The 16,693-nt window shown below is 62.6% G+C and carries 18 protein-coding genes, 1 tRNA gene and 1 pseudogene; 4 read left to right on the top strand and 16 right to left on the bottom strand.

The window, feature by feature from the left end; genetic code table 11:
* Nucleotides 1–71 precede the first annotated feature (71 nt).
* Nucleotides 72–1,112, bottom strand: a complete 1,041-nt coding sequence (locus EB815_RS03630) for an ABC transporter substrate-binding protein (RefSeq protein ID WP_056573699.1) — start codon at nt 1,110–1,112, stop codon at nt 72–74.
* Between the two features lie 235 nt (nt 1,113–1,347).
* Here EB815_RS03630 and EB815_RS03625 point away from each other — a divergent pair, with 235 nt between their 5' ends.
* On the top strand, nt 1,348–2,049 hold the full coding sequence (locus EB815_RS03625; RefSeq protein WP_056576291.1) for a GntR family transcriptional regulator: 702 nt from the start codon (nt 1,348–1,350) through the stop codon (nt 2,047–2,049).
* Between the two features lie 106 nt (nt 2,050–2,155).
* Here the strand turns inward: EB815_RS03625 and EB815_RS03620 are convergent, their stop codons facing one another.
* The 13 genes and pseudogenes from EB815_RS03620 to EB815_RS03560 form a co-directional block, all read right to left on the bottom strand.
* Nucleotides 2,156–2,329 carry a hypothetical protein gene (locus EB815_RS03620; RefSeq protein ID WP_171883272.1) on the bottom strand — a complete coding sequence of 58 codons (174 nt, stop codon included), beginning with the start codon at nt 2,327–2,329 and terminating at the stop codon, nt 2,156–2,158.
* 7 nt (nt 2,330–2,336) lie between these two features.
* Nucleotides 2,337–2,543 carry a hypothetical protein gene (locus EB815_RS03615; RefSeq protein ID WP_056573697.1) on the bottom strand — a complete coding sequence of 69 codons (207 nt, stop codon included), beginning with the start codon at nt 2,541–2,543 and terminating at the stop codon, nt 2,337–2,339.
* A 102-nt stretch (nt 2,544–2,645) separates the two neighbouring features.
* A complete protein-coding gene (locus EB815_RS03610; RefSeq protein WP_056573693.1) occupies nt 2,646–3,404 on the bottom strand; it encodes an SDR family oxidoreductase in 759 nt (252 codons plus the stop codon).
* A gap of 125 nt (nt 3,405–3,529) precedes the next feature.
* Nucleotides 3,530–3,631: pseudogene (locus EB815_RS03605) on the bottom strand (dihydrofolate reductase family protein); the annotation flags it as partial.
* A gap of 74 nt (nt 3,632–3,705) precedes the next feature.
* Nucleotides 3,706–4,869 (bottom strand): ABC transporter substrate-binding protein, encoded by a 1,164-nt coding sequence (locus EB815_RS03600; RefSeq protein ID WP_244494110.1) that lies wholly within the window; start codon nt 4,867–4,869, stop codon nt 3,706–3,708.
* A gap of 73 nt (nt 4,870–4,942) precedes the next feature.
* Complete coding sequence (locus tag EB815_RS03595; RefSeq protein ID WP_056573688.1) at nt 4,943–5,758, bottom strand: ABC transporter permease; 816 nt, start codon at nt 5,756–5,758, stop codon at nt 4,943–4,945.
* 11 nt (nt 5,759–5,769) lie between these two features.
* On the bottom strand, nt 5,770–6,567 hold the full coding sequence (locus EB815_RS03590) for an ABC transporter ATP-binding protein (protein ID WP_056573684.1): 798 nt from the start codon (nt 6,565–6,567) through the stop codon (nt 5,770–5,772).
* A gap of 96 nt (nt 6,568–6,663) precedes the next feature.
* Nucleotides 6,664–7,713 carry an alpha/beta fold hydrolase gene (locus tag EB815_RS03585; protein WP_065005449.1) on the bottom strand — a complete coding sequence of 350 codons (1,050 nt, stop codon included), beginning with the start codon at nt 7,711–7,713 and terminating at the stop codon, nt 6,664–6,666.
* Nucleotides 7,714–7,723: 10 nt separating this feature from the next.
* Nucleotides 7,724–8,236, bottom strand: a complete 513-nt coding sequence (locus tag EB815_RS03580; protein ID WP_081294970.1) for a GlcG/HbpS family heme-binding protein — start codon at nt 8,234–8,236, stop codon at nt 7,724–7,726.
* A 239-nt stretch (nt 8,237–8,475) separates the two neighbouring features.
* Nucleotides 8,476–9,411 carry a helix-turn-helix transcriptional regulator gene (locus EB815_RS03575; protein ID WP_155772478.1) on the bottom strand — a complete coding sequence of 312 codons (936 nt, stop codon included), beginning with the start codon at nt 9,409–9,411 and terminating at the stop codon, nt 8,476–8,478.
* Nucleotides 9,412–9,910: 499 nt separating this feature from the next.
* Nucleotides 9,911–10,441 (bottom strand): dihydrofolate reductase family protein, encoded by a 531-nt coding sequence (locus EB815_RS03570; RefSeq protein ID WP_056573668.1) that lies wholly within the window; start codon nt 10,439–10,441, stop codon nt 9,911–9,913.
* 370 nt (nt 10,442–10,811) lie between these two features.
* Nucleotides 10,812–11,078 (bottom strand): hypothetical protein, encoded by a 267-nt coding sequence (locus EB815_RS03565; RefSeq protein ID WP_155772477.1) that lies wholly within the window; start codon nt 11,076–11,078, stop codon nt 10,812–10,814.
* 50 nt (nt 11,079–11,128) lie between these two features.
* Nucleotides 11,129–12,034, bottom strand: coding sequence for a LysR substrate-binding domain-containing protein (locus EB815_RS03560; protein ID WP_056573663.1), 906 nt, complete (start codon nt 12,032–12,034; stop codon nt 11,129–11,131).
* 108 nt (nt 12,035–12,142) lie between these two features.
* Here EB815_RS03560 and EB815_RS03555 point away from each other — a divergent pair, with 108 nt between their 5' ends.
* Complete coding sequence (locus EB815_RS03555; RefSeq protein ID WP_056573659.1) at nt 12,143–13,540, top strand: FAD-binding oxidoreductase; 1,398 nt, start codon at nt 12,143–12,145, stop codon at nt 13,538–13,540.
* A 427-nt stretch (nt 13,541–13,967) separates the two neighbouring features.
* Here the strand turns inward: EB815_RS03555 and EB815_RS03550 are convergent.
* Together EB815_RS03550 and EB815_RS03545 are read right to left on the bottom strand one after the other, a co-directional pair.
* Nucleotides 13,968–14,044, bottom strand: a tRNA-Arg gene (locus EB815_RS03550).
* A 378-nt stretch (nt 14,045–14,422) separates the two neighbouring features.
* Nucleotides 14,423–15,910: an ATP-binding protein gene (locus EB815_RS03545; RefSeq protein ID WP_056573650.1), complete on the bottom strand. Its 1,488-nt coding sequence runs from the start codon at nt 15,908–15,910 to the stop codon at nt 14,423–14,425.
* Between the two features lie 280 nt (nt 15,911–16,190).
* On the opposite strand from EB815_RS03545, the gene rpmH reads away from it, so the two are divergent.
* Together rpmH and rnpA are read left to right on the top strand one after the other, a co-directional pair.
* Complete coding sequence (rpmH, locus tag EB815_RS03540) at nt 16,191–16,325, top strand: 50S ribosomal protein L34 (protein WP_008833937.1); 135 nt, start codon at nt 16,191–16,193, stop codon at nt 16,323–16,325.
* Nucleotides 16,326–16,339: 14 nt separating this feature from the next.
* On the top strand, nt 16,340–16,693 hold the full coding sequence (gene rnpA, locus EB815_RS03535; protein WP_056573647.1) for a ribonuclease P protein component: 354 nt from the start codon (nt 16,340–16,342) through the stop codon (nt 16,691–16,693).

The following is a 16,693-nucleotide window of genomic DNA, read 5'->3' as shown; positions in this document are numbered from 1 at the left end:
GGGGCGGCGCAAGCAGGGCGGGTTCTGTGTCATCATGCGCCGCCCTGCCGTGGTTCGGGTCCGGCCGCGGCCTATTGCTGGATCAGATTGTTGAACTTCTCCGTCGCCTCCACCAGATTGTCACGCCAGAACTCGGCGTCCTGCAGCACCTGCTTCTTGACGTTTTCGGGCGACGAGTTGATGTCCTTGATCCGCTCCGGCGGGATCTTGCCTGTCTCGAAAGCCTTCTCGTTCACCGGGCCATTGTCGACATAGAGCGGCAGATTGGCCTGCAATTGCGGGCTGACGAACATCGCCAGCGCCTTCATGGCGGCTTCCTTGTTCTTGGCGCCCTTGGGAATGACCATGCAGTCGGCGGTGAGCACGCCCTGGTCGAAGGAGAAGCTGACCGGCGCGCCTTCCTTCTTCAGCGTGCCGGCGCGGCCGTTCCAGATGCTCGCCATGTCGACTTCGCCATCCTTGACCAGCTGCATCGCCTGCGCGCCTGATGTCCACCAGGCATCGACATGGCCGCGGATTTTGTCGACGGATTTCAGCGCGCCGTCGATGTCGACCGGATAGACCTTGTCGATCGGCAGGCCAGAGGCGAGTGCGGCGACGCTCAGCGTCTCGGTCGACTGGCTGCCGCTCAGCGCGCGCCGCCCCGGAAATTTCTCCACGTTCCAGAAGTCGGCCCAGGTCTTCGGACCCTTGTCGCCGAAGACGTCGGTCCGGTAGATGAGGACGACCGAGGTATAGGAAATGCCGACCCAGTCGTCATGCACCAGCTTCGGGTTGATGCCGCTCTTGTCGATGATGCCGAAGTCGAGCTTCTCGAACAGGCCTTCCTTCGAGCCGCGCGCGCATTCGTCGGCGCCGAGTTCGGTTATATCCCATTTCACCGCATTGCCGGTCACCTGCAGGCGCACGTCGTCGAGGCCGTTGGTGGTGTCCTGCTTGATGGTGATGCCGAGCGCGTCGGCGGTCGGATTGAAGAAGGCCTTGGTCTGCGCCTCCTGATAGGTGCCGCCCCATGAGGCCACGGTGATGGTATCGCCCGCCATGGCGGGGGCCGCGCCGGCCGCCATGAGGGCGGCAACCGCAACAACGCTAACGCTTCTGATCCTGTTCATTTTTTCGGCTCTCCAACCGGTGTTCCCATTATTTTTGATTTCGCATGCTATTTTGTATACAATTTTGAGTGTAGCTTGGCGGTCAGCGATGTCAACAGCGCTCGGCATCGCCGGGAGCCCTTGACGGAGGGCTGGGAGGATGCGGTGCCAGGGCGTGGCAAATCGAGCCGACTTTGAATACAGCTATGAGACCACATCGACTTCCGGCGGAAAGACCGGAGAACTGGAAACGGACTTGGCCAAGGAAACCAAAAACACGCTGCGCGACTCTGTCTATTCCTCGCTCAAGGCGATGATCGTGACCGGTCAGATTCCACCCGGCTCGCGCGTCACCGAGAACGATATCGCGGTCAGGCTCAATGTCAGCCGCACGCCGGTGCGCGAAGCCTTCAACCGCCTCGAACGCGACGGCCTCGTCACCGGCCGGCCGCGCCAGGGCTATGTCGTCACCGAGTTCGACATCAACATGTTCCGCGAGGCTTTCGACATCCGCGAACTCCTCGACGGCCATGCGACCGAACTTGCGGCCGCCGCCGCGACCGAGAAGGACAAGGCACGGCTCCGTGCCATGCTGGCGGAATGCGAGCGGCTGGCCGCCATTCCCGACCGCACCACCAGGGAAAAATTCCAGGAACTGGAGGTCGGCATCGACCTGCACCGCGTCATTGCGCAGATCAGCGGCAACGCCATGCTGCATGGCATGCTGTGCGGCATCCTCGACAAGTGCCAGCACTATGTCTGGACCGAATTGTTGTGGCTCGACGAATGGAAGATCGCCCGCGAAGAGCATGCCGAGATTGTCGAGGCGATCTGCGCCGGGGACACCGCACGGGCCGGCGCCCTGGCCCGTGCCCATGTGCGGGGATCACGCGAGAATGTGCTGCGCCTGCTGCAGGCCAAGTCGGATTACCAGGGTTTTCTGGCCAAGGCGTCCTGAGGGCGATTGCAACGACACGCTCCGCGCGACCGCGATCGCCCCACCCTTCCTTGAAGAGCGAGCTTCCGCGTCCCTTGTGGGACAGTCCGGAACGGCGGCGGCGATGCTACCGATGCGCGCCGCGAGCCTGGGCAGTCGCTTCAGCCAATACCGCCAGCGCCTGCTCGACACTCCGCGCTTGGGCATCGGTGCGCTCGATATGCTTCACCATCAGCTTTCGCAGCACGGCAAGCTTTGCGGCGCGATATGCGGCACTCTTTTCGGAGGGCATCATGGTCATGGCACAATCAGTGTGTGGTGGGATCGATTTGGCGCAGGCGCGAACGCGCTTCAGTCACACGTTTTTGCTCGGATCTGATCCGGCAGCACAGGGCCAGGCTGATGCCGACGCCACGCTCCTCGTCCAGCATTGCATTCGCTCGCGTGAGAAATAATTCCGCGCGCTTGACGCGCTGCCTGGCTCTCGCCAGTTCCAGTTCCAGATGGTCGTACATTGTTCCGCACCCTTGAGGTCCGCGGTCCCTTCGAGGGGAAAACCGCCGCCAGGCGGTTTGGTTCCACTGCTTGGCGCAAGGGCGGCAAGGGCCGGCCGACCTTCAGCCCTTGTGTTCCTGGAGGCTGTTGCCGCCGTCGACCACCAAAAGAGCCCCGTTGACATAGCTGGCGCCTTCGGAAGCCAGGAACACGACCGCCGCCGCCACTTCATCCGGCCGGCCCGCCCGCGCCGGCGGCGTATGCAAGGCCGCCGTCCGTTCCATCTCGCTCGACGCGCCCGTTTCGATCCAGCCGGGAGCCACCGCATTCACCGTTACGCCGCTCCTGGCCACTTCGAGTGCCAGCGTGCGCGTCAGGCCGACCATGCCGGCCTTGGCGGCCGAATAGGCCGAGGTACCTTCGAAAGACACCAGCGGGCCGGTGACCGACGCCACATTGACGATGCGCCCATAGCCCGCTTCGATCATCGCCGGCAGGAACGCATGGGTGACCAAGAACGCCGTCTTCAGGCTGACATCGATGCCTCGGTCCCAATCGGCCTCGGTCATGGCGAGAAACGCCTTGTCGGCCGAGGGTGATGCCAGCGAGCCCATGCCGGCATTGTTGACCAGTATGTCGATGGCGCCGACACCTGCCCGCAGCCGCGCGACATCGGCGGCCTTGGTGAGATCGGCGACCATGGCCCTGGCATCGATGCCCTTGGCACGAAGTTCGGTGGCGCGCTCAAGCACACGCGCGCTGGCGCCGGTGAGGAACACGGCGTTGCCGGTGCTGCCAAGCTGGCGGGCAATGGCGAAGCCGATGCCGTCGACGGCTCCGGCGCCGGTGATCAAGGCGCGTTTGATGCGGGGAAGGGTCATGGTCGGGTCTACTCCAAAGGCCGTGCCTGCCGCACACAGACGGACAGTGTCGGCTGTATCATCAGAACCGAAAAGCCGTGACAGCGCCAGGCGTCCGACCACGACGCCGAAGAGGCCAACGAGCAGGCAGGAACATAGGTCAGCCGGATCACGTTCTCGCCAATCCGATCGTGAGTCAGAAAGCGGAGCGGCGGCCGGGGCCCAGCGAACGGTGCTCCCGATTGCAACCTCTCGCCGGGCACTGGGAGGCTGTGCCCGGCGAGTTAACAGGACTGCGCGCCGCGACTGGCGCATAGCCCTGTCAGTTGATCACGTTGCTGTAGAACTTCGCCTCGACGTCGGTCATATCGATCGCTGCAAGGTCCTCGGGCAGCGCATAGGCATCGGCGTCGGCATGCACCTTCGCCTTGTCGAAGTCATTCGCGCCGGCGATGAAATCGTTGGTGACGTAGCGCGCGGTTTCGATGTCGATGCTCGACTGGCCGATGGTCTTGAGGATTTTGAAGAAATTGTCCCAGGCCGGAATGTTGTGCTCGCCCCAGCCTGCACGCTTGGTCATGTCTCCCTTGAAGGTGCGGTGGATCTGCATCAGGCTTTCTGTGCCCGCACGGGGACCATAATTGGCCTTGGTCGTGGGCAGGGCCTTGAACACGATGGCAGTCGCTGCGCGTGGGTTGCGGTCGGCGAACTCGCTGCCCATCGCCCAGCCCTTGAGATATTTCTTCAGGAACTCCAGCCGCTCGGCATCCTCCAGATCGGCGCGCCGCACCACGAGCGAGTTCGAGGGCAGGGGCGAGCCGCGCATGCCCAGCCAGTAGTCGAAGTCCAGACCCTTTGCGCCCAGATCGGCCCGCAGGCCTTCCCATGCGAGGCATGCGTCACCCTGACCGCCGGCGAGCGCCGTCGTCCAGGTCGGCCAGCCAGCCTCGACATAGGTGATCTTCTTTGGGTCGACGCCAACGGCCGCGAACATCGGGTCGCAGATCGACTGCCAGGCAGCGGATCCCAGTAGCACGGTCTTGCCTTCCAGCTCTTTCAGATTCTTCACCGCCTGGCCCTTGCGGAAAGCGACATTAAAGAGATCGAGGAAGCCGCTACCGAAGACCGAGACGAGGTCCATGCCCGCATTCACCGCAAAGGAAAGCACGCCCGGCGAGGGGAAGCCGATGTCGGCCTGTTGCACCGCCAGGAACTTCACCACAGCGGTCCCGTCCGATGGGCCCGGCTCCATGTCCGTATCCACTCCGAGGTCCCCGAAGTAACCCATCTCCTTGGCGACCCAGTAAGGGTAGTCGTCCATCACCTCGATCGTGCCGCGCGGCGAAATCCAGGTGAAGGGCGAATTGTAGGGCTTGGCCTCGGCAGTGCCCGAGGTCAGCACGCCGCCGCCCAGAACGGTGGTGGTCACAAGGCCGCCGGCACTGATTTGCAGCAGCCGCCGACGAGTCATCATTTGGTGAGCCATAGGGTCTCCTCCCATATTGGTTGGGCCGCGATATTGCATTGCACAGGTCGAACGCGGCGTTTCGCCCTCTCGGTCAGCTTTCCCAGCCGGCCAGTCTCTTTCCGAGCCAGAAAAAGAACGCGTAGATCGTGATCCCGGTGACTGCGAGGATCAGGATGCACGCGAAGAACTCCGGCATCCGAAGCGTTGAGGAATAGGTCGTCAGGCGGCTGCCGAGTCCGAATCCACCGCCCGACATCTCGGCGCCGACGGCGGTGATCATGCCGAAGATAGCCCCGATCATCAGGCCGACGATCACCATCGGCATGGCCATCGGAATGCGTATCTTGCTGAAGATCTGCAGTGTCGAGGCGCCGCAAGACCGCACAAGCGCGATCTTCATAGCGTCGACACGCCGGAAGCCTGTGGCGGCGTTGATCATCACCATCGGACCGGACGCCAGCCCGACGGCGATGATCCTCGGGGTGAACCCAAAGCCGAAGTTCAGGATCAAGAGCGGCACCAGCGCCAGCATCGGCGTGGTCACCAGCAACAGTATGTAAGGCGTGATTACCTTTTCCACGAAGGGGAACTGCGTGATGACCGCCGCGAGCACCAATCCGATCGACGCGCCGATGGCATAGCCAGTCACGAGCTCGATCAGCGTGTAGGAATAGTGTTCCGCGATCGTCGGCATTTCGGCCGAGGCGAACACGCTGGCGATGGCTGATGGGGTGGGCAGGATGAATTGCGGGACCTCAAACAGACGCAGCAGCAGTTCGCTTCCGCCGATGACGAGTAAAGCCACGGCGACGATCGCGGCAACTTCCTTGGCCCCCTGGCCACCGAGCCCGCTGGCAACTCCGGTTGCGCCGACGATGCCGGCACCGGTCTGGGTCGTTATGCTCATGATGGACCTCCTCATCCCGCGATGGCGGCCGCAGGCTTCGCCGACGGCTGGTGCTTGATGTCGTGCTTGATCATGTTGACGAGTTCGAAGAACTCGCGCGTCTCCATGAGGTCGAGCGACCTTGGCCGCGGAAACGGGATATCGACCATTCGCGCGATCTGGCCCGGGCGCGCGCTCATGATGTAGACCTTGTCGGCCAGGAACACCGCCTCGGCGATGGAGTGGGTGATCAGGATCACCGTCTTGCGGGATTCCAGCCAGATCTCCTCGACCAGCTTGTTCATCTCATCGCGCGTGAAGGCGTCGAGGGCTCCGAACGGTTCGTCCATCAAGAGCACCGTCGGATCGCTCGCCAGTGCGCGCACGATGGACGCACGCTGCTGCATGCCGCCGGACAATTCGCGGGGCATCTTGTCGCCGAAGCCGCCGAGGCCGACACGCTCAAGGAACGTATCGATCCGCGCGGCATCCGGGCGTTGCCTCCGGATTTCGAACGGCAGCTCGATATTCTGGCGAATGGTCCGCCAGGGCAGGAGGTTCGCTTCCTGAAACATCATGCCGATGCTGGGATGCGGGCGCGTAATCCATGCCTCGCCGAGTGCGATCGCGCCCGAGGTCAGCTTGTGAAGCCCGGCGATTGACCAGAGCAGCGTGGTCTTGCCGCAACCGGATGGCCCAACAACCGAGATGAATTCGCCCGGCCGCACCGTCAGATCGACGTCCTTGAGGGCGTGAACGTCGCCCGACTGAGTCATATAGGTTTTGGTGGCGCCTCTGACGTTCAGCACCTTGTCTTTAGTAGGTTGCATCTTCTGGCGCGTCCTCCGGCGCGGTCATCGGGGCGTGCCCCTCCGTTCCCCCGAGCGATGGCGCTCAGGGGCGGTCAAACTCGGTTTGCAGTGTCGTCAGGCGGCGAGCAGCTCGTTCAGATGGCGGTCCACCTGTTCCATGTATCCCGGCTCGAACCCGTTCAGGCCCATGTGACCCTCGGGCGACTGGATCACCCGGAACAGCGCGCCCGGTACAAGGCGACAGTCGGCCTCGCATTCGTGCGGCGGGAAGAAGCCGTCATGACTGATGGGCATGACCATCGTCCTTGCCTCGACCCGAGCCAGCGCCGCGGCAAGATCACCTCCCGCGTGTCGAGACACATCCGCCCGCTGCCACTTGTGCATCTCACACAATAGGACATTGGGGTCCATCGGCTCGAAATAGGCCTTCATCACGCCATTGATGAAATCATCCAGCGACGACATGCCGACCACGCTGCGCCACCGCTCCTCTTGGTAGAACTGCGTGGACCGGCCGAGTGTCGCCACGATCCGCGCCATTCGGTCCATACCCTCGCGCACGACAAGGCCCGAGGCATACCAGCCGCTGTTCCAGCGCGGGTCGGACGTGATCGCCTCCTTCAGCGTTTCGACAAAGACCTGCTGATGCAGCGAAATGCGAGCGGTTGCGGCGATCGGCGCCGCCCGTTCAACCATCCGCGGATGAACGACCGCCCATTCATAGACCTGCTGTCCGCCCATCGACCCGCCGACCACGAGCGCCAGCCGTTCGATGCCGAACAGGTCTGTCAGCATACGATGCTGCGCGCGGACATCGTCGCCGATGCAGAGCTTCGGGAACTTCGCCATCGCCTGTGGTGGGGGCGTGTTCTGCGGCGAAGACGAGACGCCGCTGCCGAGTTGATCCACGATGACGATGAAGTACCGGTTCGGATCAAGCGCATGGTCCGGACCAACATAAACGTCCTGCATTACCTTGCCGGTTCCGGAGAACCAGGTGGTCACCAGGACGGCATTGGACTTCTCGGCGTTCGGTGTTCCGAAGGTCCGGTAGGCCAGCTTTGCGCCGCGTAGCGTTTCTCCGCTTTCAAGGATCAGGTTGCCGAGATCGTGAAGCTTGTAGTCGCCCTGCGTTTCGGGACCATAGAACGGATTGTCGACCATCGCGCCGCTCTCAGTTCAGGCTTTTCGAAACGGCATCGACGGCCGCCTGCGCGCAGCCTTCGTCCTCATCCTCGCTGGCGCCACTGACGCCGATCCCGCCGATGACGTCACCGGCCACGGTCTTGATTGGAAGACCGCCGGCAAAGGCCACGAGGCCGGGAACAAAGGCCGCACCTGGCAAGCCAGCGTCCACGCCGTCGCGCTTCACGCCGAACGATAGATCGGCCATCGCCCGGGTGGGGGCTGCGTAGAGGGAGGAGGTGATCGCCTTGTTCTGAGCGATGTCGGTGCAGGCCTTGCAGGCCCCATCCTGTCGCGCGGCGGCAATCAGCCGCCCGCCGTCGTCGACCACGACGACGTTGACCTTGGGATAGCCGGCGGCGGCCTGAGCAGCGAAGCAGGCCGCGATCATCCTTTCGGCGGCATCATAGGTAAGTATGGATTTGCTGCCGAGACCCTCGGCCACGCCGAGCGTCGGCAAGCAAGCCATTAGCGCTGCTGCCGCAAGCAATCGTTTGGTCATCGCGTCTCCTCCCTCGGCAAATCACCCGTGAGAGGTGATTCAGCGTTGCACGATCATGTGCCTTACGGATCTACCAAAGGACGTCGGGCGCCATCTATCGCGAAGGTTCGCGATGCGAACTGGGATCGATGAGGGATCGCGTTATCGATCCAACAATCTGAGAATGCGGGGCATTCCTATTGAGGGCGTTTTCCGCCGCTTGCGGACGCGAATGCCTACAACGCGACACCGACCGTTCTTCAGGCCAAGGGGAAGTCAGACCTTGCGAGCAAGCTGACCAGGGCGGATGTGCTGGAGACACCGGTTTTCCGCCGTATACTCCTGAGCTGATGATCGATCGTGGAGAAAGACCTGCGGCGAATTCTGGCTATTTCCTTGTAGCTCAGGCCCTTTGCGACCAGTCTGGCGATCTCGATCTCGGATAGTGTCAGCGTTGCCAGCGACGCTGTGCCCGTAAGGCGCGCTGACAAGGCCAAATGATAGCTCCGCCGTACCTCGTCCCCATTCCCGGTCGTCGTGTCGTGATCGGCGATCTCCTTGGCAACGGAGATGATCGGGTTGAGGACATCGACCACCGTGTGTTCGAAGCAATCGTGGAGACCGGATTCCCAAGGAACAAGGTGCTCGGTCCAGTCAGCGCAAATCAGGCCGTAGCTGCCGCGTCCGGTCCGAAGCGCCCAAGCGAACTTTGATTTCGTCCTCGCCCCCGACATCCTTTGTCGTAGTCGCATCGTGATGCGACTGTCCTGCTTGATATCGGCAAAGATCAATGGGTGCGGCTCCAGCCACATGGCCTGCATCGCAGGATCGCGATTATCGACAGCCCCGCCACCGCCGAAAGAGGGAACGTCGTAGTCCGCGTCCTTCGCTTCCGCGAAGCCGGGGAAATAATCCCTAGCCTCACGCAATCCAAAACCGGTGTCAACGCGCTGACATCCAAGCTCGGCTCGCAGCCAGTTTGTGGCAATGAACCAGCAGCCTGGAAGGTCATCAAGATGAAGGAGCATGTGGGCGGCTAGATCGCGCGCCTGTGCGCGTCGGATTACACCGCGATCAAGGAGCCGGTTACGCAGCCGCTGCTGCGCGGCGAAGACACCTCCGCGGAAATCCTCCGCAAAGGCTGCCGCTTCCCACGCTTCCTGGCTTCGACTTTCCGACACCCTTTTCCCTTCCAACTTCCATCTCGCCGGCCTGCGTCGACGAAATTGATGGCAGATGGGCAACCTCCATCGACTCTATGCCGACCTTCTTCTGAGTCAAATCCCGATTAGCCAGTAAAGGATGGCCGGTAGCCAGCCGCCTAGCCCGAACAGGAGCGTCCGTGCGCATGGGGCGCGACGCGATCGCGGTTCTAGCCTGCCGAGCCAAACGGGCCGCGATCATTCGGGTGATGTCGTCCTGAATGGCGAAAATGTTGTCGAGTTCGCGGTCGTAGTGCTCGCCCCAGATATGGACCGCCGAGGACGCGTCGATCAGCTGCACAGTCACCTGACTCGGTTGCCGGTCTTTCGCACTCTGCCTTCGACGATGTATTTAACGCCAAGCTTTTCCGCCACCCCGGTCACGTTCATTGGCCTTGCCAGCGGAACTGGAAGGAGAAGTTCCGCGCAATGACCAGAAGGCCCCTGAACTTGCCAAGCCCGGCGATGATGTCTTCGGTTATCCCTAGCGCAATCAAGCTGGAACGTAGGTCAGCCGGATCACGTCCTCGCAGATCCGATCGTGAGTCAGAAGGCGGAGCGGCGGTCGGGGGCCGGCGAAATATGGCTTGCCGTGACCAAGCACGACGGGGTGCAGGTAGATTCGATATTCATCGATCAGGCCAAGCTCTGTGAGGCTTTGCGCCAAGGTCGGACCAGCAACCTCGATCTCCCCGTCGCTCCCGGCCTTCAGATCGCGGATAGCACTTTCGAGATCATCCTCGATCAGCCTGGCCTTGGGGCCGACCGACTTCAGCGAGCGCGAAACGACCCATTTGGGCTGGTTTCGCCACGCCGCCGCGAAGGCCTGTCGCTCCGCATCCCATTCAGGATGATCGTCGTCCCAGTAACGCATGATCTCATACATTTGGCGACCATACACGCTGCCCGCCTGCTTCTGAGCCTCCTCGATGAAGTGGCGGAAGAGCGTGGGGGGTGGCGCAAATCCCGTATGGTCGACGTAGCCGTCCAGGGACTGGTTCATTCCGAAGACGAGCTTTGCCACACATTCCCCTTCCTCGCACGGCACATCCGCGCGCTGCTGGTTGCGTTATGCAATCAGTCTAGATTGCCTGACGCTGTCTGGCAATTGGTTTTTGCAGAGCGCATGAACGTCTCATGATCCAGCGTCCTGACCGATCGGACTCTCGCGGGCGCCGGTCGCGCGGGTCAGGTTCGGTCGTTTGTCGGTCATGGACGGAATCCTGGCAGGAGGTGCTGCCGGCGCGTGGATGCGGCGAGGCAGCCCGTTGATGTCGACCGTGTGAGCGGATTAGCCGTGCCAGTGCGAGCAGCGAACGGGTGGCAAGGCAGCTCAATCGCGGGCTGACATCTCCCTGCAATCGCAGGCGGTCTCCACGCAACCTGACGGCCGGTTAGACGCAGATCGCCGCCTTCGACACGGCGATAGACACGACCAGCCCCGCCGGCTGCCAGTCGCGCTCGATTGCAGCCCCCAATGCGCTTGTCAGCCCCCGTTCGAGCCGGCTGCCGAACCCGGCGGCTGCGCCGAGCGAAGGCTGAGGGCGCCCAGTCTCGCGCCAGACCAGGCGCGTCTCACCGCCGTCTGTCGTGACGTCAACGTCGATCCGGCCGGGCGCCACCGACATCGCCAAGCCGGTAGGTCGCGTGATGGCTTCCAATCGAAATAGATATCGAAGCGGTGTTTACATCGTGCCGGAGAGATCTCCGCTCAAATAACGGATCTCATCCAGGCCGAGAACGACTCGATCGCCGCCGCCCGCGCACCGTGAGGCATCGAGACGACGTAGAAGCCATATCCCGGCAGGGATAACGGATGTGCCTTGACGAGGACTCCGTTCTCCAATTCCTGGCTGACGACGATATCGCTGCAGATCGCAATACCCTGGCCAGCGACGACCGCGTCGATGGCATGAATCTCCTCGCGAAAGCTCAGATCCCATGCCTTGTCCATTTTCAGATCGGGATCAATCGAACGCGCCATTGCCAGCCATCGCCGCCAGGTCGGAGCGTCCGGATCGCGGCTCATCCAATCGAAATGGATCAGCGGAAAGCGCAGCAGATCGGCAACGCGCTGAACCGGCCGCGCCTCGCGCATCAATAGACCCGGACTGCAAACAGGAAAGAACGCATCACGACAGACCTCCCGCGCGGCGAAATCCAAAGGCGGCTGACGTGCATAGCGGATCGCCACGTCCGCGGCGCCGGCACGCAGATCGAGCACCGCGTCCGTCCCTATTATCTCCAAGGGCACGCCCGGATTTGCTTCTCGCCACTTCGGCAGACGCGGAACAAGCCATCGACTTGCGAAGGCGCTCGGGCTTGTAACCCGCAGAGGCCCATGGATATCGGGCTCGGAGAGCGCGGCGATCGCGCCGGCAAGAACATCGAAGCCATTGCGCAGAGCCGGAAACAAGCTTGCCCCCGCGCTCGTCAGCGTGAGAGGTCGCGGCCGTCGCTGAAACAACAGTCGACCGCACTGCTCCTCCAACAAGCGGATTTGGTGGCTGATAGCGGTCGGTGTCACACCAAGTTCCGCGGCGGCGGTCTTGAAACTACCATGCCGCGCGGCCGCCTCGAAGGCGTGCAGCGAGCGCAGCGGCGGTAGCTTCCTCATTCTACCAGTCTAGATGAATTTCTCTCATCGACCAGCTGAAATCTTCGATTTTGCGGCAGATCGCACTCCCATGAGACCATTGTCCGGCAAGAACGGAGGCTTAGTCCAATGGACCAGAAGCGGCTGACGGACTCTGTCTCGGGCAAATCCCGTCCCGCCATGTCGGCGCTCGATTGGCTTCGACACAAATTGAGCGGCGAGTTGGTCCTGCCGGGAGGCCGCACATATGACGAGGCCCGCAAGGTCTGGAACGGGGCGATCGACAAACGACCAGCCGCGATCGTCTATTGCGCCAACGCCGACGACGTCATCCAGACGGTGACATTCGCCAGGACAACGAACAATCCCGTAGCCGTTCGAAGTGGCGGGCACAACGTTGCGGGGCTCTCGGTCTGCGACGACGGAATCGTCATCGACCTGTCTCGCATGAAGGCAATCGAGGTTGACCCGGTGCGCCGCGTCGTGCGGGCCGAGGCGGGCCTTAGCCTTGGCGAGTTCGATGCGGCGACGCAGGCCCACGGCCTGGCAACGACGATGGGCGTCAATGGCGATACCGGCATTGCCGGGCTGACACTGGGCGGCGGCTTCGGCAAGCTAGGCCGCAAATATGGCCTCACCTGCGACAATCTCATCGCCGCCGACGTGGTGACCGCCGATGGCCGTATGGTGCGCGCCAGCGCCTCGGAAAATCCCGACCTGTTCTGGGGGCTGAGGGGTGGAGGCGGCAATTTCGGCATCGTTACGGCGTTCGAATATCAGTTACACGCCGTCGGTCCTGGTCTGCTGGTCGGCTCGGTCCTTCACCGCTACGATCACGCTCGTGGCGCGATGAAATTCTATCACGAATTCTGCCGCAGAGCCCCCGATGAACTCAGCGTCGACGCCGCCCTCGTCTCCCTTCCGACAGGTGAACGAGCCTTCAGTATTTCGGCCTGCCATGCCGGCCGTCCGGAAGCCGGCGAGGACATCATCGCTCCGCTGATGAAGTTCGGCTCGCCCATCGACAGCAACCTCGCTATCCGTCCTTACCTTGAGATTCAGTCCGCCGGCGACAGTCTTTTCCCGCGCGGGCGGCGCTATTACTGGAAAGCGCAGTTCCTCGGCGAAATCAGCGACGGCGCGATCGACGCGCTCCTGGAAATCTATCCCAAGGCCCCTTCGCCTTCCGCGCTGTTGGTGTTCCAGCAGGTTGGCGGCGCGATCGCCCGTGTCCCACCATCCGCCTCTCCCTATGCCAACCGCCACGCACAGTACGACTGCTTCCCGCTCGCAATCTGGGACGACCCGGCGGACGACGAGGCCAATATCCGTTGGGCTCGCGAGCTGTGGAGCGCCATCAGCCCCTATTCGACCGGCGGCGTCTACGCGAACAATCTCGGTGATGAAGGGGAGGATCGGGTCCGCGCGGCTTATGGCGAGAACCATGCGCGGCTCGTAGCGCTGAAGAACAAATACGATCCGAGCAATTTCTTCCGCCTGAACCAGAACATCCGGCCAACGGTATAATTCGCGGGTGGGGGAAGAGAATGCGCGGCCGTTGGACCATTCTCGTCGTCCTGTTTGTCGTTCGCGCCGTGGCTGTTCCGCCGTGTCGCCGCCAGCCAATTCCGGTCTGCGGTTTCGCCGACGTGAGGGCGAGCAACGATGCTGGAAGCCCTGCGCACCGGGCGATTCTCCGACGTCCTGTTTGCGTCCTGGTCAACCACAAGATCGTCCTGCCGGGCCATCCGGCTCGGAATCGCGATGCTTCCGGCCGGCTTGCCGCCGGTGCCTGCGCAACGTCGATCTTGTCGTGATCGACGGGCCGCCGCGGGCAGCCCGTATATTGAGGTGGCTATCGGCCTTCACCCAAAACCGGCTTAAATTCCAGAACCTAAGCCGGCACATCCCATCTCGAATGGCCAAAAAATACAACGATTTCAGTGTGATGAAATGGCGCGCCCGAAGAGATTCGAACTCCTGACCCCCAGATTCGTAGTCTGGTGCTCTATCCAGCTGAGCTACGGGCGCGCATCAGGCCATGTTTTCGACGGCCCCGCGATCCGATCCTGAGGACCGGCCACGAATGTGTGCAGTTCCCTAGCGACTGAATTTGGGAAAAGCAAGCCGATCCGGCAAAAGTTTTGTCGTGAGTGTGTCATCTGGCGATGACAGCCCCGCACCGGAGGCTTTGAAGCGGCCGACGAGCCGGTCTGATTTCAATCCGAACGGGAAAAGTCGCGGGGAAGGCCATCAAAAGCCTCAGGCCCGAAAGGCGAGCGCCTTAGAGCAATTCCAGGAAAAGTGTGAAACGGTTTTCCGTCCGGAGTTGCGTTAAAACAATGAGTTAGAGCAGTTCGCCGTTTCCGTGAAACGGTGAAATGCTCTAGGAAAGCACCACCACGGCCGTCACGCCGGACGGCGCAGGCTGCCGCGCGCCTGGTCGAGCCGCACCGGTTGGTCGGGGATGGTGACGGCGAAAGTGGTGCGCCCGCCAATCGATTCGACCAGTTCCACCGTGCCGCCATGGGCACGGATCAGTTCGTGCGCTATCGCCAGGCCAAGACCGGTGCCGCCGCTGCGCGCCGAGCCGCGGAACGCCGCGAACAGGTTCTCGCGCGCCTTCGGCGGCAGGCCGGGACCCGTATCGGTGACGGCGATGCGGCTGACACTGCCCATGCGTTCTGCCGAGACCGCGAGCCGCCGCACCAACGCGCTCTCAGTGTCCGCCGCCATCGCCTGCACGGAGTTGCGGCACAGATTGGTGAGCACCCGGAACAGCTGGTCGGAATCGGCATCCACCTCGAAAGCCGCCTCGACCGCGTTGATGAACTCGATGCCCTCCTCGATGTCGAGCAGGCCGTGCACGTCCTCCACCAGCTGGCGCAGCCGCACCCTGCGGCGCGAAGGCGGCGGCTCCTGCGTGCGGCCATAGTGAAGCACGCCTTCCGAATAGGAGACGGCCCGGTCGAGCGCGCGCAGCAGCTTCGGCGCGAAGGCTTGTACGGTCGGATCCCTGACCTGGCGCAGGCGGTCCGACATCAGCTGTGCCGAGGCCAGGATGTTGCGCATGTCGTGGTTGATCTTCGAGACCGCCAGGCCGAGGTCGGCAAGGTGCTTCTGCTCGGAGAGCATCTTTTGCAGCCGCTCCTGCATCTGCGACAGCTCGCGTTCGGCAACGCCGATCTCGTCGGCGCGGGCGGCGGGATGGATGATGCGCCCGGGATCGTCCGGGGCCTCGGAAAAGGACAGCATCGAGCGCGTCATGGTACGGATCGGCCCGATCATGATCAGGTCGATCGCGGCATAGACCAGCATGGCGGTGAACAGCGAGATCAGCAGCGAGACGAAGGCGACGTTGCGCGAATAGATGAGCATCGCCTTGCGTAGCGAGTAGTCCGGCATGATCAGCTCGAACTCCTTGTCGCTGTCGCCGACCGGTCCGAAGACGCGCAGCATCCGGTCGCCGCCGAAGAACAGCGTGTCGAGCGCGCCGGTCATGCCCTTGATCATGCCGACGCTGGCGAGGTCGATGTGCTCGTCGACCTGCGGCGGCATGTCCGCCACCACCAGAAGCCGCGAGACGCCGCCGTCGCGCACCGCGATCGCCTTGGCGCCGATCGCCATCAGCACGTCGTTCTGGGCCGTGCGCGACAATGAGGTGGACTCGCCCTGCACCAGCACGATCGACACGGCGGCGGCCGTGCTCAGCCGCTCCTTGAGCCAGCTCAGCCGGTAGCTGGCGATCCAGGGCAGGAAGATGAGCACTTCAGCCAAAAGCACGAAAACGATGGTCAACAGCAGCAGTTTCGTCGACAGGCCGCGTGACAGGGGCACCGTGCGGACGGCGGCTGGCGCCGTGCCGATCCCTTCCCCTGCTTGGCTGGCTTCGCTCATGCGACTCTGTCTTCACAATCACTTGATCGGCCAAGATTAGGCGATTACGCCTTTTTTGCCAATTTCATCCTTTGGTCCGAACATTAAATTACCGTCATGAAACCTGCGTCCACGTCGCGAAGACGCCGGATTGACTTCCAAAACCCTTCTTTCTATAAGCCCGCTCACGCTCGGGCCATTCGTCCCGGCGCGGTTTCGATCGCGCCAAAACAGGCCCGGCAAAGCTCCTGTTACAAAGTGACAGAATCAAGAAGGGCCGCACCCCGCGGTATTAAAACAAATGAAGCGTACCTACCAACCGTCCAAACTCGTCCGCAAACGCCGGCATGGTTTCCGTGCCCGCATGGCCACCAAGGGTGGTCGTGGCGTCGTCGCGGCTCGCCGCAACCGCGGCCGCAAGCGGCTCAGCGCCTAAGCGAGACGAGATCGTTGCCCGCAACCGGCAAGCCAGTGGGGCAAAATCCCAAGCGGCTTCTGAAACGCGCGGAATTCCTGGCCGTCCGTCGTGGTGAGAAGCGACGCGGACGGTTTTTCCTCGTCGAGGTCCTTGACCGCGGCGATGGCGGCGTGCCGCGTGTCGGCTACACCGTTACCAAGAAGGTCGGCAACGCTGTTGTGCGCAACCGCGTCAGGCGGCGGCTGAGAGAAGCCGTCCGCACCCATGCCGCAGATGACATGGCGCCCGGCAATGATTATGTCATCGTCGGGCGTGATGATGCGCTGCGCGCCCCCTTCGGCCAGTTGAAGGCCGAACTCTCCCGCCGACTTCGCGGAACACGATAG

Origin of the sequence: Mesorhizobium loti, from assembly GCF_013170705.1 — a bacterium.
Taxonomy (GTDB): Bacteria; Pseudomonadota; Alphaproteobacteria; order Rhizobiales; family Rhizobiaceae; genus Mesorhizobium; species Mesorhizobium loti_D.
This window is presented reverse-complemented; position numbering and strand designations above follow the sequence as displayed.